The organism is Rhodococcus sp. BP-241, from assembly GCF_019836145.1.
Lineage (GTDB): Bacteria > Actinomycetota > Actinomycetes > Mycobacteriales > Mycobacteriaceae > Rhodococcoides.
Genome location: NZ_JABUEI010000020.1, coordinates 1 through 22,055 on the forward strand (window position 1 = coordinate 1; position 22,055 = coordinate 22,055).

23 protein-coding genes and 1 pseudogene are annotated in these 22,055 nt (G+C 61.6%); 15 read left to right on the forward strand and 9 right to left on the reverse strand.

The features are described from left to right. Positions 1–287, reverse strand: a pseudogene (locus HQ308_RS22155) (leucine zipper domain-containing protein); the annotation flags it as partial. A 396-nt stretch (positions 288–683) separates the two neighbouring features. Here HQ308_RS22155 and HQ308_RS22160 point away from each other — a divergent pair. Together HQ308_RS22160 and HQ308_RS22165 are read left to right on the forward strand one after the other, a co-directional pair. Beyond that, on the forward strand, positions 684–884 hold the full coding sequence (locus HQ308_RS22160; protein ID WP_222647950.1) for a hypothetical protein: 201 nt from the start codon (positions 684–686) through the stop codon (positions 882–884). Beyond that, a complete protein-coding gene (locus HQ308_RS22165; protein ID WP_222647951.1) occupies positions 881–2,215 on the forward strand; it encodes an O-antigen ligase in 1,335 nt (444 codons plus the stop codon). Before HQ308_RS22160 ends, HQ308_RS22165 begins: the two co-directional genes overlap by 4 nt. On the opposite strand, the gene HQ308_RS22170 is transcribed toward HQ308_RS22165, so the two are convergent. Beyond that, a complete protein-coding gene (locus tag HQ308_RS22170; protein ID WP_222647952.1) occupies positions 2,170–2,703 on the reverse strand; it encodes a hypothetical protein in 534 nt (177 codons plus the stop codon). The genes HQ308_RS22165 and HQ308_RS22170 overlap by 46 nt on opposite strands. Before the next feature lie 81 nt (positions 2,704–2,784). Beyond that, positions 2,785–3,771: a hypothetical protein gene (locus HQ308_RS22175; protein ID WP_222647953.1), complete on the reverse strand. Its 987-nt coding sequence runs from the start codon at positions 3,769–3,771 to the stop codon at positions 2,785–2,787. A gap of 895 nt (positions 3,772–4,666) precedes the next feature. Between HQ308_RS22175 and HQ308_RS22180 the strand changes: the two genes are divergently transcribed. Next, positions 4,667–5,668 (forward strand): polysaccharide pyruvyl transferase family protein, encoded by a 1,002-nt coding sequence (locus HQ308_RS22180; RefSeq protein WP_222647954.1) that lies wholly within the window; start codon positions 4,667–4,669, stop codon positions 5,666–5,668. 173 nt (positions 5,669–5,841) lie between these two features. On the opposite strand, the gene rfbB is transcribed toward HQ308_RS22180, so the two are convergent. After that, positions 5,842–6,867 (reverse strand): dTDP-glucose 4,6-dehydratase, encoded by a 1,026-nt coding sequence (rfbB, locus tag HQ308_RS22185; protein ID WP_222647955.1) that lies wholly within the window; start codon positions 6,865–6,867, stop codon positions 5,842–5,844. 105 nt (positions 6,868–6,972) lie between these two features. On the opposite strand from rfbB, the gene rfbA reads away from it, so the two are divergent. From rfbA to HQ308_RS22210, 5 genes are all read left to right on the forward strand, one after another. Beyond that, positions 6,973–7,860 (forward strand): glucose-1-phosphate thymidylyltransferase RfbA, encoded by an 888-nt coding sequence (gene rfbA, locus HQ308_RS22190; protein WP_222647956.1) that lies wholly within the window; start codon positions 6,973–6,975, stop codon positions 7,858–7,860. Continuing rightward, a complete protein-coding gene (locus HQ308_RS22195; RefSeq protein WP_222647957.1) occupies positions 7,847–8,506 on the forward strand; it encodes a dTDP-4-dehydrorhamnose 3,5-epimerase family protein in 660 nt (219 codons plus the stop codon). Before rfbA ends, HQ308_RS22195 begins: the two co-directional genes overlap by 14 nt. 313 nt (positions 8,507–8,819) lie before the next feature. After that, a complete protein-coding gene (locus HQ308_RS22200; RefSeq protein WP_222647958.1) occupies positions 8,820–10,010 on the forward strand; it encodes an oligosaccharide flippase family protein in 1,191 nt (396 codons plus the stop codon). A 470-nt stretch (positions 10,011–10,480) separates the two neighbouring features. Next, on the forward strand, positions 10,481–11,074 hold the full coding sequence (locus HQ308_RS22205; protein ID WP_222647959.1) for a glycosyltransferase family 4 protein: 594 nt from the start codon (positions 10,481–10,483) through the stop codon (positions 11,072–11,074). Between the two features lie 7 nt (positions 11,075–11,081). After that, positions 11,082–12,062, forward strand: a complete 981-nt coding sequence (locus HQ308_RS22210; protein ID WP_222647960.1) for a hypothetical protein — start codon at positions 11,082–11,084, stop codon at positions 12,060–12,062. On the opposite strand, the gene HQ308_RS22215 is transcribed toward HQ308_RS22210, so the two are convergent. Both HQ308_RS22215 and HQ308_RS22220 read right to left on the reverse strand, forming a co-directional pair. Continuing rightward, the gene (locus tag HQ308_RS22215) at positions 12,057–12,950 is read right to left on the reverse strand and encodes a glycosyltransferase family 2 protein (protein ID WP_222647961.1); all 894 of its coding nucleotides are present in this window, start codon (positions 12,948–12,950) and stop codon (positions 12,057–12,059) included. The genes HQ308_RS22210 and HQ308_RS22215 overlap by 6 nt on opposite strands. Before the next feature lie 51 nt (positions 12,951–13,001). Next, positions 13,002–14,126: a glycosyltransferase gene (locus HQ308_RS22220; RefSeq protein WP_222647962.1), complete on the reverse strand. Its 1,125-nt coding sequence runs from the start codon at positions 14,124–14,126 to the stop codon at positions 13,002–13,004. Between the two features lie 519 nt (positions 14,127–14,645). Between HQ308_RS22220 and HQ308_RS22225 the strand changes: the two genes are divergently transcribed. From HQ308_RS22225 to HQ308_RS22250, 6 genes are all read left to right on the forward strand, one after another. Beyond that, positions 14,646–14,912, forward strand: a complete 267-nt coding sequence (locus tag HQ308_RS22225; RefSeq protein WP_222647963.1) for a hypothetical protein — start codon at positions 14,646–14,648, stop codon at positions 14,910–14,912. After that, positions 14,909–15,067, forward strand: coding sequence for a hypothetical protein (locus HQ308_RS22230; RefSeq protein ID WP_222647964.1), 159 nt, complete (start codon positions 14,909–14,911; stop codon positions 15,065–15,067). The genes HQ308_RS22225 and HQ308_RS22230 overlap by 4 nt, the downstream gene beginning before the upstream one ends. A 30-nt stretch (positions 15,068–15,097) precedes the next feature. Continuing rightward, entirely contained in the window at positions 15,098–15,979 is an 882-nt protein-coding gene (locus tag HQ308_RS22235; protein WP_222647965.1) for a sensor domain-containing diguanylate cyclase, read from the forward strand. Positions 15,980–16,034: 55 nt separating this feature from the next. Continuing rightward, positions 16,035–16,778, forward strand: a complete 744-nt coding sequence (locus HQ308_RS22240) for a polyprenol monophosphomannose synthase (RefSeq protein WP_222647966.1) — start codon at positions 16,035–16,037, stop codon at positions 16,776–16,778. A gap of 89 nt (positions 16,779–16,867) precedes the next feature. Next, positions 16,868–17,644, forward strand: coding sequence for a GAF and ANTAR domain-containing protein (locus tag HQ308_RS22245; protein WP_261776474.1), 777 nt, complete (start codon positions 16,868–16,870; stop codon positions 17,642–17,644). Further along, positions 17,641–18,405, forward strand: a complete 765-nt coding sequence (locus tag HQ308_RS22250) for a GAF domain-containing protein (protein WP_222647968.1) — start codon at positions 17,641–17,643, stop codon at positions 18,403–18,405. The genes HQ308_RS22245 and HQ308_RS22250 overlap by 4 nt, the downstream gene beginning before the upstream one ends. A gap of 1 nt (position 18,406) precedes the next feature. Here HQ308_RS22250 and HQ308_RS22255 read toward each other — a convergent pair whose 3' ends face one another. The 3 genes from HQ308_RS22255 to HQ308_RS22265 all read right to left on the reverse strand — a co-directional run bounded on the left by HQ308_RS22255 (position 18,407) and on the right by HQ308_RS22265 (position 20,342). Next, on the reverse strand, positions 18,407–18,595 hold the full coding sequence (locus tag HQ308_RS22255) for a DUF2795 domain-containing protein (RefSeq protein WP_056443925.1): 189 nt from the start codon (positions 18,593–18,595) through the stop codon (positions 18,407–18,409). Between the two features lie 77 nt (positions 18,596–18,672). After that, a complete protein-coding gene (locus tag HQ308_RS22260) occupies positions 18,673–19,710 on the reverse strand; it encodes a diguanylate cyclase (protein ID WP_056695889.1) in 1,038 nt (345 codons plus the stop codon). 149 nt (positions 19,711–19,859) lie between these two features. Further along, a complete protein-coding gene (locus tag HQ308_RS22265) occupies positions 19,860–20,342 on the reverse strand; it encodes an Lrp/AsnC family transcriptional regulator (RefSeq protein ID WP_027506980.1) in 483 nt (160 codons plus the stop codon). A gap of 240 nt (positions 20,343–20,582) precedes the next feature. Here HQ308_RS22265 and HQ308_RS22270 point away from each other — a divergent pair. Continuing rightward, positions 20,583–22,055 (forward strand): polysaccharide biosynthesis tyrosine autokinase (locus tag HQ308_RS22270; protein WP_222647969.1); only part of this gene is annotated, 1,473 nt, incomplete at its 3' end.

Here is a 22,055-nt window from a genome sequence, read left to right on the forward strand (position 1 = left end):
GGTGGTAGGCGATCCGGTGCGGTCCCCACCGGTTGGTGAAGCGCAGCGCCACGATTCGTCGTTCGGTGCGTCTCGGTGTGCGCGCGGGGCTGCGGCGGGGCCGGCTGGACCGGTCGATCATCGCCGGTGCCCCACCGGTCCGGTATCGGTCGGCCCACTTCTTGGCGGTGGTCGGTGAGACCTGGAACCGTTCGGCGGCCCGCCGGATTGACCAGTGGTCGTCGACGATCGAACTCGCGAGCTTTCAATCGTCCCTTGAGGGTGAGGGAGGCGTTAGCGTGGGACACGAGGACCTCTCGGTTGTCGGTGCAGTTGTGGTAACTACTCCGATACCGGACGTCCTCACCTCACTGTTGTCGCCACGCCGTCCACAACGTCCCTGGCCATTACAGCTAGGCAACTTCCTCAGGTGTGGGGTGTTCGCTCAGGGTCAGCGCCTCGGACCAATTCTGTGGCAGCTCCCGGCCGCGGTCACCTTCGATGCCGCCAAGATGGAGAACCCCTTTCGCGATGCTGCCGCGGAACACTGGCTGCTGAGTGCGCCTACGGCATGAGTTCGATCGAAACAGGCGCGGGCCTGCCAGGCCCCTGCGGATGCAGGGGACCGGCACACGGCAGTTAGCTCGCGTTATGCGCGGCTGCTCGACACGCGCCGAAACCGCTCGGTACGGCACAATGCCCGCATGAGCATCACCGACCTGATCGAGTCTTTGGACCGATTTATCCGGCGCGCCGCAGGCTCCCCCGCCGTTGGCCTCGCGCTGCTCTTCGTAGCCTTCCTCGGCCTGATGTGGTTGGCCAACAACACGGGACTCATGGACTTCGGACCACAGGGTCCAACGTCTGCCGATCCCGTCGATGCCATCTGGACGCCGGCATCGTGACGGGGGCGCGGTTCAACTCCGCATACCTGGCCGTTGCCGCCATCCTCGCAGTGGCCGCAGGGGTAGCAGTCACCGTCGAACCCATTCTCGGTACGGCTGCCATGTTCGCGTTCGTGATGGTTCTGGCCATCTGGCACCGGCCGCGGCTCGGGTTAGGACTCTGGATCGCGTCGGTCTGTTTCGTTCCGTACTGGGTCGGCATCGACGTTGCGGGGTTCTTGCCCATTCCCACCCTGCTGGGGCTGGTCGTGGTTCTGGCGGTGGCGACGTCGTCGAAGTATGTGCCACACGTGGCTGACCTCGTAGTCGTGGCGCTCGTCGTAGTCGCTGGCGCGGGCGTATTCCTGGCGACGTCCAGCCTTCCGGTGTGGTTCACGATGATCTCGCACTGGGCGGCCGCTTACGCGATCGCACGATTGGTTGCGGTACCTGCTGGAATCAGGTGGGCTGAGAACGCGTTCGCGATCGCCTTCGCTCTCGTTGCCGTCGCTACGACTGCAGAGTGGATCCTGTCCTGGCACCCGTTCGAGTCCATCAACCTGACGAACCCGTCCTACGAGACATGGGGACCGTTGCTCGAACGGGGTGGATCGGTTCGCTCCGAATGGGCATTCGGTCACCCCATTGCTCTAGGTGGAGCACTGGCGATGTCCGTCCCGTTCATCTGGGCGGCATCTCGTTTCTCGGTAGCCACCCGAGTTATCGCGATGAGCTTCGTGGGGTTGGCTGTGGCGTCGACGCAGAGCCGCGGGTCCCTCATCGCAGTCGGCCTCACACTGTGCCTGCTGTTCGTATTCAGCCCGAGGGGTCGCCGCATTCCGAAACAAGTGCTCGCGCTCGTCGTTGCAGGCGGCCTGGTTGCAGGGGCAATCTACTACGGGCAACTCACCGACAGCGCTGGAACCGAGGCCTCCTTCAGTTCGCAGTACCGCGTCTCGATGTACCGGCTCGTCGACACCCTCTCGGTTATCGGTCGAGCATCCAGCTACAGCGTCCGCCAGGACGGAACCGTCTACTACGAACGGTTCAGTTCCATCGACAACGGGTTCCTGGCGTTGGGCCTCGGATTCGGCTACGTCGCGATGGCGGTCGCTATCGGTGGCATGACGGTGATGGTTCTGCGGGTTATTGCGCGTGAGGCGTCATTGGCCGAGATAGCTCTCGTCGGCAACCTTCCGGTCATCACGACCGTCGCAATGATCACCCAGTATCAGATCGTGGTCTGGTTCATGGTCGGCCTGGCGGTGGCGACAGCCGTTGCCAAGAAGCGGCTGTCGCCTTCCGGTCAGGTCGAGGGGAACAGTGCCCAGGTAGACGCGATGTCCGTCTGAAGGGTGTCGGTCGTTTCGTCGTACAGGCCGAAGTCGTTGTTGACGGTCGCCCACTGAATTACGCCTTTCACCGATGGCGTCCGGATCATAGTTTGCCGGATCGTCTCGTATGCATCGGCCATCTGTGCGCCGGTACGCGAAGGGCGGTACGCGCCGATCTCTCCGAAGATTACTGGACGATCAGACACCAGCTCGCACGCTGCCGTGTGCCACGGCTTGAGAGTGTTCGCCACGGCTGGGTAGACGTGGAAGTCGACATACGGCGCGTAGCGACGGATCCGTTGCCAATCAGAGAACTTTCCGATGATCGTCGAGTTTCCGTTCGAGACGTCGCTGATGGTGATCGGGAGGTTCGGCGCGGCGGCACGTACCGCTGCGCTGAATTGCGCGGCCCATGACGCGAGCATGGGCTCCGGGAAGAGCATGATCGCGTTGCCGATCTCGTTGAGCAATTCGAACGCTAGGACGTTCGACTTGGTTGCGAGCAATGCGGCCTGGCTGCTGAGGAACGCCGCGACGTAGTTCGCGTCTGCACCACCGAAGTGCGTGGCGTCGCCTGCGCAGTGGTACTAGTCCAGCCCCTGTGTGGCGCAGTAGTCAACCAACAGTCCCAGTTGCGCGAGGTAAGTTGCCTGGCTGATAACGCCGGATGCGACTGTCTCGACATCTCCCACCAGTCGAATGGTGTTTGCGCCCAGACTCTTCGCCCGGTCGACGCTTCGCTTCATCCACGCCCAGTCCCAAGATCCGTGTAGTCCGACCCACGCGTTCGGCCGGTTCAAGTCCGCGGCTTTGGGATCAATATTGCTTCCCTTGAGCGGCCGGTTCAACACCGGGGGCGCGGGGGTGTCGGACAGGATGCGCTGCGGCATCTGGACACCACGCTTCGCTAGGTAGACGCGATACACGTTGCCTTTCACCTCGACGGTGACTTGCTGAGTGGTGTCGAGGGTGAGACCTGCTGCGCTGAGAAAGCCGATCTGGGTTTCGGTGCCGGCCACGGTTGATACCAACTGAAGGTAGTCACTGCCGCCCGATACCCGTCGGATGACGCACTTTATGTGGTTGTTCGTTGCGGTGTGCCGGGCATAGATCGCGGCCGATTCACTGGTCGGACCGAGTTTCACGGCAAGGGTCACGGCGTAGTCGGCGACCACGACAGCAGGAAGTATGGCGAACGCGTTCACGCCAGAGGTCTTCGCGGTACGCGCGCTTCTGGCGATTGAGCCCACCGGTTGTGTCCATACGAAACCGGACGTCGATGTTCCGAGGCTCGATGCGTCTGCCCGGCCGAACGCTTCGTAGCTGTAGACGCCGTCGATGAGGTTGTCGGCATCGAACCAAACGTCGAGGTCCGCCACTGCGGCAGGGTTGAATCCAGAGGATGTTTTCGCGTCGGTGTACGCCTGAGCGCGCGCCTGCGCGAGGTTGGCCTTGGCGGTTGCTTCGGCAGCAGTGATCTTCCCAGCGAGCGCAGTTGCCACCGCAGCAGCGGCGGCCTTACTTCCGACGTCGGCCACGACCGACTGCGGGGCATTTGGCGCGTCGAACACCATTTGGCTCGGCGCCGATGCTGCCGGTGATCCCGCAACTGCTTGAGCCTCGGACGGGGTCGCGATGAGACCGGGACTTGCGGGACTTGGTCGTGAAGGACGTCGCCGTACCGTCGCCGGCGAAGGTGGTCACGCCTGCGTTGTTCGTCTTCTTGCAAGCGGTCCTGTTGTGCAGCTGATTGTTCCCGATAGACATCTGACCGACCGCCGAGGGAATAGTCGCCTTACTGGAACCGCCGGTACCGAGGCCTCTTTCAGCTCACAATATCGAGTCTGGATGTACCGGCTTGTAGACACCCTTACAGTCTTCGGTCGAGCTACGAGTTGCAACCTGCGACGGGACGGCACGGTTTATTACGACCGGTTCAGCTCCCTCGACAACGGCTTCTTGGCGCTCGGCCTCGGGTTTGGCCTTGTGGCAATGGTGATCACGATTAGCGGAATGGATGTGATGATTTTGCGTGTAATCACCCGCGAGGCGTCACTGGCTGAGATAGCTCTCGTCGGCAATCTTCCTGTGTTTACTACAGTGGCGTGATCACCCGGTATCAGATAGTCGTCTGGTTTTTGGTCGGGCTCGCGGTGGCGGCCCCCGTGAGCAGGCGGCGGTTGGTAACGGAGATCGCTAAATACGACGACAGCGATCGCCGAATACGGCTTCCGTCTGAAGTACACCTGGCTCGTTGAGGCATCCAACATCCATGTGTTTGGTCGCGCCTGGGTGACGCTTGTCGTCGAGGCTGGCATCGACCACGTGTCCAAATGGCGGTTGCGACCTACTCGAACGCCTGGTGCTTGCTGGCTTCCCAGGGCAGTCGGCTGGACGCCGGATGTTCATACCTGCAGTGCACCCCTCTCGGCAAGCGAGAAGTCGCTTCGTTGCGGCATGATGCTGTGCATGGAACTCCCGTGGGTCGACGATATTCAAACTGCTACTCTCAGCGCACTCGAGACGGTGATCCCGCGGGGGAGCCGAGCGGCACTAATTGATTTTCCGTCCCATCAGAACGCTGGCGATACACTGATCTACCTCGGCGAGATGGAGTACTTCGCGCAGATGGGCGTGTCTATCGATTATGTCTGCGACTTCACCCGATATCGGGCCGATCTAGTCCGAAAATTCGTTCCTGAGGGCCCAATACTGCTTCATGGCGGTGGTAACTTCGGCGATGCCTGGGATCATTTCGAGATCCTGCGCCATCGGGTTATCTCTGATTTTCCAGATCGACAGATAGTCTTCTTGCCTCAAAGCATTTGGTATAACTCTCCTGCAAAACTTGAGCAATCGAAAAGAATTCTTGGATCTCACAAGAATCTCACCATTCTTGCTCGGGAACAGCGATCCCTCGCTTTCGCACACGATGAGTTCGGCGATTCGAATCGGGTTGTCCACTGCCCGGATACGGCTTTCGGTATCGGGCTGCAGCCAAAACCGTCGCCTGACTTTCGATTTGAGATCGTGCAGTTATTGCGCCAAGATCGTGAACGGGTCGAGCGTCCGGCGCTCAATATGACGCAGCCCTCTGTGACCCTCGATTGGGGACTGAGCGGCCGCGATTCGGCCGCCTGGAGGGTCGCGAGACTGCCTGGACGAATTTCAAGTACGGTTCCGAGGATAGCAGCCGGTATTGATCCCGCACTCAAGTTGGGCTATCGAGTGCAAGCCGCGTTGAACTTCCGTGCCGCGTTGAAGACGTTGTCACTCGGCCGCGTCGTATTGACAGACCGACTCCATGCCGCTGTGCTGGGTGCGCTGATGGGCAGTCCAGTTGTTGCTTTGGACAATAATTACGGCAAGATTCATGACGTTTACACGGACTACCTGAAGAGTTGCCGAGGTGTCCACTACGTTACGACTACCGAGCAGGCGCAAGAGCAGGTCGAAGAGCTTCTGGGATGAGACCGGCGGAGCGGTGTCGTCGCAGGACGGAAGCCCTTTTTTCGGTCCATTGTGGATTACTTTTGGTAGCATCCTGAATGGTATATATTCCATAATTCTGTGTCATTGTTCATATTAATTTGGGTCACAAGGCTGTAGTGATCGGAACCAGCAAAAGTTGTGGAATGCTGGGTTTACGAACGCCGAATCCTCGTTACACCCACTCGTTCGCCCGCGGTGAGATAGGCCGACTCCGTCTCGGTTTTCTTTGTGCTCCACCAGTTCTCGTTGGTGCGGTACCAGTCGATGGTGGCGGTGAGGCCGGCGCGGAAGTCGGTGTAGGTGGGTGTCCAGCCGAGTTCGGTGCGCAGGCGGGTGCTGTCGATGGCGTAGCGCAGGTCGTGGCCGGGGCGGTCGGTGACGTGGTCGTAGTCGTTGGTGTCGTGGCCGCAGAGTTCGAGGATGGTTTCGACGACGGTGCGGTTGTCGGTTTCGCCGTCGGCGCCGATGAGGTAGGTCTGCCCGAGGGTGCCCTTGTCGATGATGGTCCAGACGGCGGTGTTGTGGTCGTCGACGTGGATCCAGTCGCGGACGTTGAGGCCGGCGCCGTAGAGCTTGGGGCGGGCGCCTGTGAGGACGTTCGTGATCTGGCGGGGGATGAACTTCTCGACGTGTTGGTAGGGCCCGTAGTTGTTGGAGCAGTTGGAGAGAGTGGCGCGGACGCCGAAGGAGCGGGTCCAGGCGCGCACGAGCAGGTCGCTGGAGGCTTTGGTGGAGGAGTAGGGCGAGGACGGGTTGTAGGGGGTGGTCTCGGTGAACCGCGCGGGGTCGTCCAGTTCGAGATCGCCGTAGACCTCGTCGGTGCTGATGTGGTGGTAGCGCACGTCGTGGGTGCGCACTGCCTGGAGCAGGGTGGTGGTGCCGATGATGTTGGTGTGGACGAACGGCCAGGGGTCGCCGAGGGAGTTGTCGTTGTGTGATTCGGCGGCGAAGTGGACGACGAGGTCGGTCTCGGCGACGAGGCGGTCGACGAGGGCGGCGTCGGTGATGTCGCCGTGGACGAAGGTGATGTGGTCGGCGACGGGGTCGAGGGAGGCTCGGTTGCCGGCGTAGGTGAGGGCGTCGAGGACGGTGATGTGCACGTCGGGGCGGGTGCGGGTGGTCAGGTGCACGAAGTTCGCGCCGATGAATCCGGCGCCGCCGGTCACGAGCATTCTCATGCGGCGAGACTACGTTCATCGCTTTCGAGATTCGACTCGAGAGGTATCTGTGACCGGAATCGCTCGAGGCGCGCGATGCGCTCGGTTCTGGGAGACTGCTTCCTCATGCGGGGAATCATTCTGGCCGGCGGGACCGGCTCACGGCTACATCCGATCACCGTCGGGGTGAGCAAACAACTAGTACCTGTCTACGACAAGCCGATGATCTACTACCCACTGACAACATTGATGTTGGCGGGCATACGCGACATCCTCATCATCACGACGCCACACGATGTGAATCAGTTCCAACGATTGCTCGGAGACGGCTCGCATTTCGGTATTTCCATCACGTACACGGTTCAACACGAACCTAATGGCTTGGCTCAAGCCTTCGTTCTGGGCGCCGAGCACGTCGGGGCCGAGCAGGTTGCGCTCGTCCTGGGTGACAACATCTTTTACGGACCCGGCCTGGGCTCGCAGTTGGCCAGGTTTGAGAATCTCGGTGGCGGTGCGGTCTTCGCGTACGAGGTGTCGGACCCGTCGGCGTACGGCGTGATCGAGTTCGACCGCGGGGGGAAAGCGATCTCGTTGGAGGAGAAGCCCGCCGAGCCGCGGTCGAACTTCGCGGTTCCGGGTCTGTATTTCTATGACAACGACGTCGTCTCCATCGCCCGCGACCTCGCACCGTCTGCGCGCGGTGAGTACGAGATCACGGACATCAACCGGCACTACCTCGACGCCGGCACCCTCCAGGTGGAGGTGCTCCCGCGCGGGACGGCGTGGCTCGACACCGGCACGTTCGATTCCTTGTTGGACGCTGCGAACTTCGTGCGCACCATCGAACAGCGCCAGGGCCTCAAGGTGGGGGCGCCCGAAGAAGTGGCGTGGCGTCGAGGTTGGATCACTGACGACGAGTTGGCCGAGAGGGCGACCCCGCTGGTGAAGTCGGGGTACGGCACGTACCTCCTCCAACTCATCGACAAGAAGGTTGGGTTGTATGAGTTTTCGTGAGCTGTCCATAGCCGGGGCGTACGAGTTCACGCCCCGTCAGTTCGGGGACGACCGCGGCGTGTTCTTCGAGTGGTTCAAGTCCTCGGAATTCACCGCGGCGACCGGCCGGCCCCTGGAACTGCTGCAGGCGAACTGCTCGGTGTCCGCCGCGGGCGTGCTCCGCGGTATCCACGTGACCCTGAACCCGCCCGGGCAGGCCAAATACGTCACGTGCGTGCGCGGAGCGTTCCTCGACGTGATCGTCGACCTACGAGTGGACTCGCCGACCTACGGAACATGGGACAGCGTCCTGATCGACGACGTCGACCGCCGCGCGGTATACCTCTCGGAGGGGTTGGGGCACGCGATCCTGTCGCTCAAGGACCAGTCCACGGTGATGTACCTGTGCTCGCTCGAATACACGCCCGAGTTGGACCGCGACATCAACCCGCTGGACCCCGACCTGGCGATCGACTGGCCCACCCACGGCCGCGACGGCTCACCGCTGACCTACCAGCTCTCGGACAAGGACGCCGCAGCACCAGCCTTCGCCGACTGGGCTGTTCAGGTGGCCGACCGCCCGAAGACTGCGTTACCGCGCAGGAACTATCTATCTACGCAGACCGAGACCTTGGAGGACCAAGATTTTGGTCGCTCAGTTGACTAAAAAGGGTTCGGGAGCAGCCAAAGGAGTTCTCGCCAGCGTTCTATCCGGAGTAGTTGTGATGGCTTCCGGGTTAGTGCTAATTCCCTTCAACATTGCAGCGGTAGGCGCTGACAAGTACGGCCTTTGGTTAACCATATCGGTGACCGCGACTCTCTTCTACTATTCGGATCTTGGTATTGGTACCGCTCTCGTGCATTACGGTAGCCTATTCCGTTCGAAAAGTTCCGGGCTAAGTCCTACGCAACTTCTATCAACCGCAGTTGCGTTTACCGTTTCTGTATCCCTGCTAGTTTGTGGACTTTACGCAACAATTGTGCGTGAACTCATGTGGGCTAAATTTAGTGCGTCCGGATTGGAGGGCGCCGAGTGTTGGGCGTTACTGGCCGCTGGGACACTGATTGTCGCTGTACTGGCGTTAAAACCGTTCGAAAGTACTCTGATGGGTGCAGGGTATTACGTTCTCGAACGCCGCAATCAGTTGCTTGGCGCCGGTTTTCGAGTGGTTCTTACATTGATCGCGTGCTTTCACTTCAAAAGCATCGTGGCTATTGCCTTCGCCGAGGCCTTTGCGCTCATGCTGCCTCCGATTGTTTCGACGTATGCAGTACTGCGTCGCCGACTAGGTGTTGTGAAGTTTTCGGAATCAAGCACCGCCACGATGCGCAGCCTTCTCGGTTACAGTACGAGATCTTTCTCGGTTGCACTTACGGGAACGTTGATACTCCAGTCTGGCACTTTGATCGTCGCCGGCCTTGGTAATCCGGCTGCGGTTACCTACTACTCGTCGGCATTTAGGGTCTATAGCAGTGTGCGGCAGTTGATATTTTGGTCCACTGATCCCTTCCGGCCTGTTTTGAGTCAGCTGTGGCAGAAGGATCGAGAAAGCGCGATAAAGACGCTATTCGGTCTGTTTTTCTTGGCTTCCGCCAGTGCGCTCACAGGGTCAACCGTCTTGATTCTTGCTGCTACCGAAATTTCCAGGCTGTGGCTTGGGAACGCAGCAGTAGCTTACGGCGTACCGATCACGATCATAGTGTTGCTCATGGGCCTATCTGTGAATATGTTCCACGTCCCGTTCATTCCGGCAATGGATGCAGCTGGAACGCCGGGGGCCTACTTCTTGTTGCAGCTCTGTTGGCTAGCTGCGTACGTACCAGCCGGAATAGTGTTGGGCCATCATTTCGGGATTGTAGGTGTAGCGACGGCAATGTCGGTCAGCATCGTTTTACTGGAGCCACTGTACATTCGTAAAGCAATCAAAGTCCTGCAGCTAACATGGCGTGGCTGGCTCGCAGGCGCTCTTCGTCCGGTGGCGTTTCTCCTGGTGCCGCCACTGTGTATGACTGCGGGTGTTTACTTCTTGGTCAACGTTTCGGACACACGCACTCCGTACGGATTCGTGTACTCGGTCCTGTTCTTAGCCTTGGTTTGCATCAACTCGGTCATAACTCGGCGAAGATTGCCAATCGAAACGCTCCGATTCGCCATGAAGCAGAAGCTCTAGTCATATCTGTTCTACTGATAGAGAGGGCCGGCCCTGAAATGAGTTCCAAGATTCAAGTAGCCTTTCCTGCGGAACGCAACGCAGAGCAGTGGTCTAGACGGTACGTCAACGGTGAGGTTCCTGACTGCTGGCCTTACGGACTCAACCGCATAAATCAGATTTACCCGGACGTAGAAGCGGTTAGCGTAGGACCACTTAAACTTAGAAATAAGCTATCATCATCCGTATCCTCAAAAATGAACCTTCGAACAGGCGCCGACGCGGCAATAGCATGGGATGAGGGTACTGCTGCACGGCTCCATGCATCCGCGCCGAAAGACCTTCGGTTGTTCGCTGGGATAATATGGACGCCCGATGATATTGCGCGCCGGAATAACCGTATTCGGACTATCGCTCTTAAGCGAGTTCTCCGTGACTTCAATGGTCTCTGGTGCCTGTCGCAAGCACAAGTTCCCTTAATTGAATCGTGGATGGCATCTGATGTCCTGCCAGTCCGATATATCAACTTCGGAATCGACAAAGATTTTTTTACGTATTCGCCATATGATGATACTGACATAATTCTTTCTTTGGGAAATGACATCGACAGGGACTATGTAACACTATTCCGAGCATTTGATTCGGTGGTACGATCTCGTCCTACAGCGCGGTTGATAGTTCAAGGACACACACCAGACATGGAATTTAACGACAGGCGCATCGAATTTCTGCCAAAGATGTCGCATCTCGAAGTAAGGGAGTTGTACAGTCGCGCCGCGGTAGTGGCAGTCGCCACTCGCGATAACTGCCACGGGTCCGGTATGACCGTTTGTTTGGAAGCGATGGCATCCGGACGCCCAGTAGTTGTTACCGATACACTTGGAATGACCGACTACGTTACTAATGGTGTCGATGGAAAGCTCGTTCCGGTGGGCGACCACATAGGAATGGCTGGAGCGATACTTGACTTCCTTAGTCAGCCGGACAAGTCCCGTGAGGCTGGACAACAAGGGCGTAGGCGAGTTGAATTAGTAAACAATACAGAACGTATGGCTAGTGCACTTGCATCGTTCATCTCAGACTGAGCTAAACGTGGAGGATCTCAAGATGCACAGCCGAACACAGCGACTCCTTATCTGGAACCCACTGCCGGTCGCACTCAAACATTATGTCGAGGCTCTTTCGGCTCATCTGCAGAAAAATAATATTGCGCCGGAGATTAGATCGAGGTCAGTAGAGCAGCAGTCCGGTACGGCGAAAATCTGGGTAGCGCTCCGGATTTTGACTTCTCGTATTGTGCCGTCAAGGTCGCCAGTTCTCGTGGTATGGCCGGCTTTTGGGTTTCTAGAAGCCGCAACATGGTCTGTCCAAGCTCTTTTCTCGAAGGTCTATATCATCATTCACGATGTTAATCCACTGATACGAGCGCAAGGGCACGGTTCGGCTGCGCTCTTGCTATTTCGACTCGCATGTCTGATGCCGCGGATTCATATTATCTGTCACACGTCAGAAGCTGCGGAAGAACTTCGCTCGACCTCGCGGGTTATTGCCATGGTAGTACGTCACCCGATGATGATGCCTCAGTATCCAGATGATCACGTTCAAAGCAATCGCCAGACCATGGTGTCTGTTCTGGGTCAGTACAAACCGACCAGATCGATTTCCGCTCTGACAGAAATTAGTGACGAAGTGGGCGCTTGTGACATCAATTTGATGATCGCGGGGAGGGGATGGCCGGAGGTGCGCGGGTGGACTGTTGATGATTCGTTCATCAGCGAATTGGAGTTCGGTCAGTTTCTCAAGGCCTCGGCCTGCATCGTCATCCCCTATGATCGGTTCTACCAGAGCGGTATCGCGGTCCGCGCCTTGGAACAGTGCACAGCTGTTGTTGCACCGAGGCACCCCCATATCGAGCAATTATTCGGTACGGATTGGCCAGGATTCAGTGATTCCGGATGGGCTCAAGCCTTGAGTTGTGTTATCGAGCTAGACAAAGTTTCGATATATATTCGAGCAAAATCCGCATATGAGTCAGTTGACCAGTCGTGGAAACATTTCTGCACTGAATTATGAAACGGTTGTCGATTCGCTCGTTAGTCGAACCATCCGGTAGCCGGCAAGCGACCCCCGAACAACGCTCGCTGCCTTAGATATCTTCTCGTGATGTTCGCGCCTCAATGGGCGGAGCAAAAATTTCGCATTTTCGAGAAAGAATGATGCCGAATAAATCGATGTTCGGTTTGCTGTATTGCATACCAAAATTCGATTTCGCGCCGCGTAGTAATAGTACAAAGAACTTTGGCCCTCGTTGCCGCTGCTCGCTCCAACCTTGTGCCACATTCTGGCAGCAGGGTCGATCATTAACGCGATGCCGGATTGATTGGCTCGTATAGACAGATCAACATCCTCCCAATACATGAACAAGTCGTCACGAAACCCTTGTAGCAACTTCCATGTTTGGTAGCGAAAAGCTGGGGCAGCGCCGCACATGAACCCGACATTATATGGTTCAAGTGTCTGCAGGTCTGGGGCAGAGTCGTACGGCTGATGCTCTACTCTTCCCTTACGGATGTCTACCGAGCCCCCGGCAAACCAGACATGTCCTCTGTCGCCGAACGTGATTAAGGGGCTGACGACGGAATTGGGATACCGGGTCAATGTTTGTTCGATTTTGTTCAGACAGTCCGATTCAGCTATCGTGTCTGGGTTAATGATCCAGACGAGGTCATCCATCGATGGGTCAAGATGTTCAATTGCAGCGTTGACTGCGGCGCCGAATCCAGAATTCGAGACACTCGGCACGACTACGATCGAGGTATCGTTGCATTCAAGCTGCTTCAATTTTGACAACTCAGCCGTGTCAACTGAATTGTCTACTATGCAAATCGTGTCAATCTTCGACTCTTGTAGCGATTGTAAGAGGTCTGCAACCATCTCGCTTGTATAGTAGTTGACGATCACTGCAAGTCGTTTCATATTTACCTGTCCGAGTGAGGGGTTCAGCGAGTCGCATCACTGAATATCGACTCGTTTGTTCGTTCTGACAACAGCGTGTAGAGCATCGCTATATTTCTGACAAACTGATTCCCATGTGTACGATTCGGCAGCGCGTGCAATTGAAGTTGAACTGGAACGTTCCTGTGTAACTGGATCGTTCATCATCTCCGAAACGCGACCTAGTATTGACGTAGACGATGCCTGAGCGAATACTCCGCCAACGCCCAGTACTTCTCGATTAAAGACCGTGTCCCTTGCGACGGTCGGCGCTCCGAGTGCCATAGCTTGCACCAAGGCCGGATTAGTTCCACCCACGCTGTGGCCGTGGAAGTAGACACCACAGTTCTCCCACAGCGAGAAGAGCATCTCGTCGTCGCTGACGTGACCGAACCACCGCACACGTGGGTTGCGGTTCGTCAGTGCAGTGAGGCGGTCCTCGAGTTCGCCGCCGTATCCGGATGACCCGACCACGACTACGTCCCAGCGCTCGCTGAGCTCTTCTGCCGCCTCCAAGAACTCGGCAACGGTGTTCTCAGGGACGAAGCGCGCGACCATGAGGATGTATCCGCGTCGCTGGAGGCCGTCGACCACTGGCCGGTCGCGGCCGAACGATCCGCCGTAAGGGATGAATTCACCCTCGCGGTTGAACTCCTCGTTCCACCGCGCACCCAATGCTTTGGAGTCGAAGACCAGGTTGTCCGCGTGCCGGGCTGTTGCGGTTGCACCGGCCCGGAACAACTTCTTCGCGGCGTTGCCCCACTTGGCGCGTTCCCACTCGATGCCGTCGACGTTGACCAGCGTCGGTATGCCGCGCGCGCGAAGGAGCGGCAGCCAGAAACCGTTCGCCACGTTCATGACCAGAGCGACGTCGGGCTTGGTGTACGCACAGTGAGCCGTCGAGGACAGTCCGTAGGACAGGGTGCTGAGCGACTTCGACTCGACACCGAGGGTGTCGATCGACTTGACCCTCGGGTCACCCTCGCTCTTGCCGGCGTCGGCGGTCCGGCCTCGGCCGTAGACGGTCACGTCCCAGCCCTGGTCCGCCAAGTACGGGGCGAGCCTACGGACGAGGGTTTCGAAACCGCCGTAGTAGCTCGGATAGCCTCTCGTACCGATGATGTTGACCGATAAATTGGTCATGGAGCCCCTAGCAGCGTAGTTCGAGACTTGCGGACCTCGGACGCGGTCGGAGTGCGCGGGTCCTTTACGTTGTCCAGTCGGAAAATAATACAACAGCTACCGCTGGACGTCCTGCCGAGAAGTGTCACGCTGGTGTGTCCGATATCGCATTTTGGACAGAGTTGTCATCCATTCGAATGAATAGCCGGTGTTTATCAGGACTTGTCGGTAACGAGGTCGGAGATCTATCCCTTAACGGGCACGAGGGGCCGGTTCCGGTCTCTCCGTTCAGAACTGAACACAGAATTTTTTTAGGGCGGGCCGTGCGCCCATGTTGGGCAACAGAGTTCGTGCGCCCGCGTCATGGCTTATCACCGACGCCGCTGTTCTGCTTGATGACGCAGGGGGACTGCCCGGTAGTTCCCCACGAAATCGGGGGACATCATGATCACGAAGCGCATTGTCGGCGCCACGCTCGCAGCGGTATCCATAGCAGTCGTAGGAGCGGGATCTGCGAGTGCAGCAACCACTTCCGACCCGGTGCGAGACTTCGTCGAATCGCTCGAGACCGCGGTCGACGAGTGCTCGTCGGCGATGGTGGGGACCGCGTTGAGCGGTGCCAGTGTCGGCGGCATGCTCGGTGCTGGGGGAGGCCCCATCGGAGTGGCGGTGGGAGCCGGAATCGGTGGTCTGATCGGTGAGATCGCCGGCGGTGAGACGTCATGCGATGACCGGGTCGTCTCCGGCACCGCGGTCGCGGATCCGGACGAGGTGTCACGCGGACACAAGGGCAAGGGCCGCAAGTGAGGACGTCGCGTGTCGACGCACGCATCTGGGCGGCTCTGTCTCTCCTTCTTCTCTGCACCACGCTGACACTCATGGTCGGCGGCGGCTCACCGGTCGCGATCTGGGGATTCGTCGCGTCGACCGCTGTGGCGGCCGTCCGTGCCATGAAACCCTGATGACGGCCGTGACTTGCGTACGCTCGTGACATGAGTTCTCGGCAGGTGGACGAGGGCACGTACCAGGCAATGTTCGACGCCAGCACCGTTCCCATGGCGCTGGCGGACGAGCAAGGATTGCTGGTGCTGGCCAACGATGCCTACTGCCGTCTGGTCGGTCGCTCGTGGAACGACATCGCCGGACAGTCGTCACGCGGGTTCACCCACCCCGACGACATCGCCCAGCACCGCGGCATGGAACAGCTCGCTGCCGACGCCGACCGCCGCGGCGAGGTTCTGCGCGTCGAGAAGCGCTACGTGCGTCCCGACGGAGAGATCCGGTGGGGGTGGGTCTCTGCCACCAGCGTCGTCAACGCTCGCGGGACCGTCTGGACGATGGCGGTGATCCACGACGTCACCGACCGCCGCACCAAGGAGGACGCTCTCGCGCAGGCTGTGATGACCGACGGTCTCACCGGCCTGTTGAACCGCCGCGGGTGGCGTGAGCGCGTGCAGTCGTTGGCAGGTGTCGGAACGTTGGTTCTCGCGATGCTCGACTTCGATCTGTTCAAGTCCTACAACGACGCTCACGGTCATGCGGCCGGGGACGCCCTGCTCGTCGGTTTCGCCGATGCCGCGACACGCATGCTCGGTCCCGACGTCGTGCTGGCTCGCTGGGGCGGCGAGGAGTTCGCGATGGCGATCCCCAGCGGCAGCCCGGAGACTGTCTCGGCAATTCTGACCCGGCTGATCGCTGTCATGCCGGCGGAGCAGACGTTCTCCGCCGGCTGGGCGGTGCTGGGCGTCGACGAGGACATCCACGACTGCCTCGACCGCGCCGACCACCTTCTCTACAGCGCGAAACGGGACGGCGGACGGGGTCGGACATACGGGGACAGGTCCGTCGGTTCGCCCGTCGACGCCACGTGGTGATGACGCGCTATGTCCGGTTCTTGCGATCTACCGGTCGATCCATCACCATTCCACAGTGTCCGAAGCCTCCGCTGACCCCCGCATCACCGTCGTCGTACCCACGTACAACGAGCGCGAGAACCTTCCCAAGCTGGTCGGAATGCTCACCGACCTGCAGATGAAGAACCTCGGCGTCCTCGTGGTCGACGACGGATCGCCGGACGGGACGGGCGACGTCGCGGACGGGCTCACCACCTCCGCCGCCATCCCGGTGAGTGTTCTGCATCGCACCACCAAGGACGGGCTGGGCCGCGCCTACGTCGCCGGCATCCTCCGCGCGCTGGAGGAGGGGGCGGACATCGTCGTGCAGATGGACGCCGATCTGTCCCACCCGTGTGAGGCCATCCCGCGCATGGTCGAGAAGCTGACCACCACGGACGCGGCCGTCGTGCTCGGATCCCGTTACGTCCCCGGCGGCGCCGTCGCCGAGGACTGGCCGTGGCACCGCAAGGCGCTGTCGAAGTGGGCCAACCTGTACGTCAACGCGATCCTGCGGTTGAAGGTCAAGGACGCGACGGCCGGCTTCAAGGCCTGGCACGCATCGACGCTCCGCACCATCGACGTCGCATCTGTCGGCAGTAACGGCTACGCCTTCCAAGTGGAGATGAACTACCGCGTCATCAGGCACGGACTCCGCATCGCCGAGGTGCCCATCCGCTTCGAGGAGCGCGTCGACGGCACCTCCAAGATGAGTCTTGCGGTGCAGCTCGAGTCCGCAGCTGTCCCCTGGAAGCTGCTGCGCAGCGACATCGGAAAGTAGGAGGCGCATTCCGCGTTCGGTGCACCTCGCGTGGGACACTGGGTGTCGAGGCGCACCGGGCGTCCGGAGGAGGTTCGCTCGTGGATTCCATGCCCGACGACCCCGACCGCGACGACGGGCGTCGTGGTTCCTCGCGTGACAGCGCGTCGTCGTTCACCGGAATCCGCCACGTCACCGAGACGTCGGTGCGGCTGACGGGTGTCGACGGCGCCGCAGTCGCGCTTCTCGGCACCTCGCACGACGTGCGCGAACTCGTCTTCGCCACCGACGCCCTCTCGCAGCAGCTCGACGAACTGCAGTTCACCGTAGGCGAAGGCCCGTGCATCGACGCGCATCGCTCCGCAGAGCCTGTGCGGGTGGGCGACATCCGCTCGCCCGATTCCGCGGCCCGCTGGCCCATCTTCGGACAGGGCGCGGCCACGCTGGGCGCTCGCGGGATGTACGCCTACCCGCTGCTGGGTGGCGCGTCGTCGTTCGGCGTCCTGGAGCTCTACCGCTCGACTCCTGTTGACCTGACCGACGTCGAGCACGACGCGGCCCGGATGTGCGCCGTCGCGATCGCGCGTACGGTGCTTGGGCACTACGTGAACCCGGACGACACCGACGACGCGGCGGCCACCCCGGAGGATGCTCTGGCATCGGAGGACGTCGCCGCCATCGAGGGCGCCGGCCCGTACAGCCGCGCCGACGTCTACGTGGCGGCGGGCATGATCGCGGTGCAACTGGCCGTGACCACCGATGTGGCGATGGACCGTCTGCGCGCGCACGCCTTCGCACGGGGGCGCAGCGTCACCGAGGTCGCTGCCGACGTCGTGGCCCGTCGGATCAGCATGAGAGACGAACGAGACAACGGAGGTCCCCGGTGAACACGACGCCCACTCGGCTCGCCCTCGCCGACATCACCGCCACGCTGATCACTCGCTTCGACCTGCCCGCCCTCCTCGAGCGCATCGCGGGCACCGCACTCACCGGGTTCGACGCACACATCGCCGTCATCTCCCTGCTGGACGGCGATACCCTGCATACCGTGGCCACCGCCAGTGTCGGCAGTGCGGCCGCCGACGAGCGGCTCTTCACGTCCGGTCCCGTCCGCACCAGTGCCCGGGAAACGGCCGTGGCCATGATCGGCGCCGCCTCAGAGGCGGGAAGCAGCCGGTGGGAGCAGTACCGCGCACTTGCCGAGGAGAGCGGCGTCGGCGCCGTACGGGCGTATCCGGTCGTCGCACTGGGCGTCGGACTCGGCGCCCTGGCCGTCTACACCGCCGAACCGTGGGGGACCCAGCGTCCGGACGAGCTGGGGCAGATGCTCGCCGACCTGACGGCGTTGGCCCTCACCACCGGAGCGTCGGAGATCCGACGCGTCGACGCGTCGGCCGCCGTGCAGGCAGTACTCAGCGGCGCGGCCACCATCTCGGGTGCGACCGGTGTGTTGGCCGAATTCTTCGACGACTCCACGTCGGCGGCACGCACTCGGCTGTCACGCCTGGCGCGGGCGCACGGCACCACGGACAGCGAGCACGCCGCCGCGATCATCGCCGCGCAGAACGTCGCGCCGGCGGACATCGGATCGTCGGAGCTGATCTACCTGCCGACGAGTCCGGTGCCGCCCCGGCGCTTCGACTCCTGACCTACTTCTTGGTGATGGCGGCGCTGACGGCGTCGGGTCCGTCGTAGCTGTCGTCGGGCATGGACGACAGTGCGTCGACCACGTCGTCGTCCGCGCCGTTGCTCTTCGCGAGATCGGCCAGGTCTTTCGGCGACGCCGGGTAGTCGGCGCCGGCAAGGTGCTTCTGCAATTCGATCGGATTGACGGCCATGGGACGGTCCTCTCGTCGGTCGGGTGATGGCTCGCGTGCGAGCTACCCGAGGAGGAGGACGGCAAACCGTGCGGGCGTCAGTCCGTGTAGACCACCACGGTGTTGCGGCCCGCCGCCTTCGCTCGATACATGGCGATGTCCGCGAGGTGCATGCCGTGGTTGATGGTCGACGCGATCGGGGCCGCCGTCATTCGCGTGGTGTCGAGACACGAGACCCCGATGCTCACCGTCACCGGGATGAGGTCGGACGTGTCGGACAGCGCGAGCCGGATCGACTCGGCGAGAGCGTGCAGTCCCGTCGACTGCGCGTCGAGCACCACCAGGAACTCCTCGCCGCCGCGTCGCGCGACCACTGCCCGGTCACCCAGATGATCGCGCAGGCGCTGGGCGGCGAGCGCGAGCACCCCGTCGCCCGCGATGTGCCCGTGATGATCGTTGACCCACTTGAAGTGATCGAGGTCGACGAGCAGGAATCCCACCTGTGACCGTCCGCGGAGCTGCCGCTTCGCCTGCACCTCCAGGCCGCGCAGGTTGAGCAGTCCCGTCAGCGGATCGGTCCGGGCGCTGTCGATCTGACGCTCGAGGTGCCGGTGCAAGGACATCGAGGTGGTGCTGACGATGGACATGGTCGCGTTGACCGCCAGCCAGATGCTCGTCGCCGCGGCGATGGTGGCCATGGCGCCGATCGGTTGCTCGCGCAGGACCAGCGCTGTCATCCAGCCGATCACGACGGTGGTCAGCACCAGGTGCACCACCACGGTGGCGCGTCCGCCGAAGAAGGCGACGTACGAACTGATGACCGCGAACAGGGCGCACCCGGCGAGACCCAGAGCGTGACTGCTGCACAGCAGGAGGAAGGTCGACGTCCCCACGTCGGCGTAGACGGTGAAGGCCAGAGCGACGGCGCGCTGGGTGCGCGCCCGGCGCCACCAGGTGAACGACTTGCGAGCCGTTGCGACGATTGCCGCCACGGGAAGAGTGGACAGCAGGACGGCGATGGCCGCGATACGCGGGGCGCCGGCGGCCGGGCCGGCGGCGCTGAACATCGTCAGGATGCCGGGGAGGGCGAACGTCGGGATCAGTACAGCGATACGGCGACGCACGACGTCGGTCAAGGGTGCCCGGGACCGACCACGACTGCGGCCGCCGGAACCTGGGCGTATCACCTGTCGGACGGTATCAGCGTGGAACCTGCGTCGAGGGGTGGTTGCACGCTTCCGTCGGGCTGAATCCTTGTTTTGCGCACACGTAACAGGAGCGGAAATCAGGAATTGTCGTTCTCGCGCGCGAGTCGCTCGATCAGCGGGCGTGTGCGATAGGGAATCGCTTCGCGCATCACGACGGAGACCGTCGTGCGTTCGACTCCGGGAACCGCGAGAATGAGCCCGGCCACGCGATACAGATCATCTGCGTCGGCGGCCGAGACGCCGATCTGCAGATCCGCTCCGCCCGAGACGCCGACCACCTCGGTCACCTCTGCAATGTCCCGCAGGCGATCGATGACCGCTTCGAGGCGGTGTTGGTCCGTCACTGCGCCCACGTACGCGCGGAGGGGATACCCCAGGTCCCGAGGGGAGACGAGCCGGTCCATCGGCGCGAGGGTATGTGAGTCGTCCCAACGAGAGAGTCTGGCCTGAACCGTGTTTCGCGCCAGTCCGAGAACCGAGGCGAGGTGGACTCCGGTGGCGCGAGGGATGTCGCAGAGCGCGAGCAACAGGCGAGCATCGGTGCGGTCGAGCTTGGTCACGTGGTGAACTGTGCCACACGGCGAGCGGCGCGGGCCGAAGTATGCAGTGCTCACGAACTCGATGGCGATTTCGGAAATCGGTGTTTCTCACATTTATCGCGTAAAAACCGGAGCGGGGCTTTTACCCCGTTCCCGAGATGCCCGATGGTCACGACATGGTTAAGGTGAGTCCAGAAGTTTGCCCCAGATGCGTGGTCCGGGTGCTCGGTCCGGCCGTCATCGATGTGAGGAGTCGTCTCGGTGGAGATATCTGATTACGTGAGAATTCTCCGCGCGCGGTGGATCGTGATTGTTCTGACCACGGTGATCGCCGCAGCGGCGTCGCTGGTGTTCTCACTCGTGTCCACGCCCGTCTACGAGGCGTGCACCCGCCTCTACGTCTCCACCGGCTCGTCGTCGTCCTCGGTGACCGAGGTGTACCAGGGCAACCTGGCCTCGCAGCAGCGCGTCGCCTCCTACACGCAGCTCCTCGGCGGCGAGAGCGTCGCGCAGCGCACCATCGACAGCCTCGGCCTCTCCATGAGCCCGTCGGCACTGGCGTCGAAGGTTCGCACCACGTCCTCACCCGACACCGTGCTGATCGACACGTGCGTCTCCGATTCCAACGCGACGACCGCGCGCGATCTCGCGAACGGCATCGGCACCACGTTCGTGGACTTCGTCGACGACCTCGAGACGCCTCCCGGCGGCGGCGCTCCGCTGGCCCAGGTCAGCGTCGTCGAGCCGGCACAGGTTCCCACCGGCCCGATCTCGCCGAAGACCACGCGCAACCTGGCGCTCGGTGTGGCCGTCGGACTGCTGCTCGGTATCGCGCTCGCCGTGATCCGCGACCGGCTCGACAACACCATCAAGGACCGCACCGCCCTCGCCGATCTCTCGGGCGTTCCCGTCGTCGGCGTCGTGCCCTTCGACAAGACCATCAAGGAGGAGGCGGCGCTCTCCTTCGCCGAATCGTCCTCCGGCACCGCCGAGGCGTTCCGCGAACTGCGCACCAACCTCCAGTTCCTCGAGGTGGACTCCCCGCCGCGCGTCATCGTCGTGACGTCCGCCGTGCCCGCCGAGGGCAAGACGACCACGGCCGTCAACCTCGCGCTGGTCCTCGCCGAGGCCGGCCACCACGTGGCTCTCATCGAGGGCGACCTCCGTCGTCCCCGTGTCTCGAAGTACCTCGGCCTCGTCGGGTCGGTCGGCTTCTCCACTGTGCTGTCGGGACAGGCGGACGTGGAGGAAGTGTTGCAGCCGACCAAGTTCCACGGTGTCGACGTGCTCGCCTCCGGACCGTTACCGCCCAACCCGTCCGAGCTGCTCGGCTCCGAGGCGGCGCGCACCGTCATGGACACGCTCCGCGCGAGCTTCGACTACGTCGTCGTCGACGCACCGCCGTTGCTGCCCGTCACCGACGCGTCCGTCATCACGGCGCACGCCGACGGCGCCATCGTCGTGGCGCGCCACGGCCACACCAAGCGGGACGAACTCACCCGTGCACTGGGCAACCTGGCGCAGGTGGGCGCTCCGGTCCTGGGCGTCATCCTCACGATGGCCCCGTCGCGCGGCAAGCGGGACTACGACTACCGCCACTACTACGAGACCGACACCACGGTCGCTCGTCAGGACGCTCCGTCCGCCGCCGTGCGGCCGGCAGCGCCGGTCGTGGTGCCCGAGCCCGCACCGGAGCCCACCCCGGCACCCGCCTCTGTCAGGACTGATACGGAC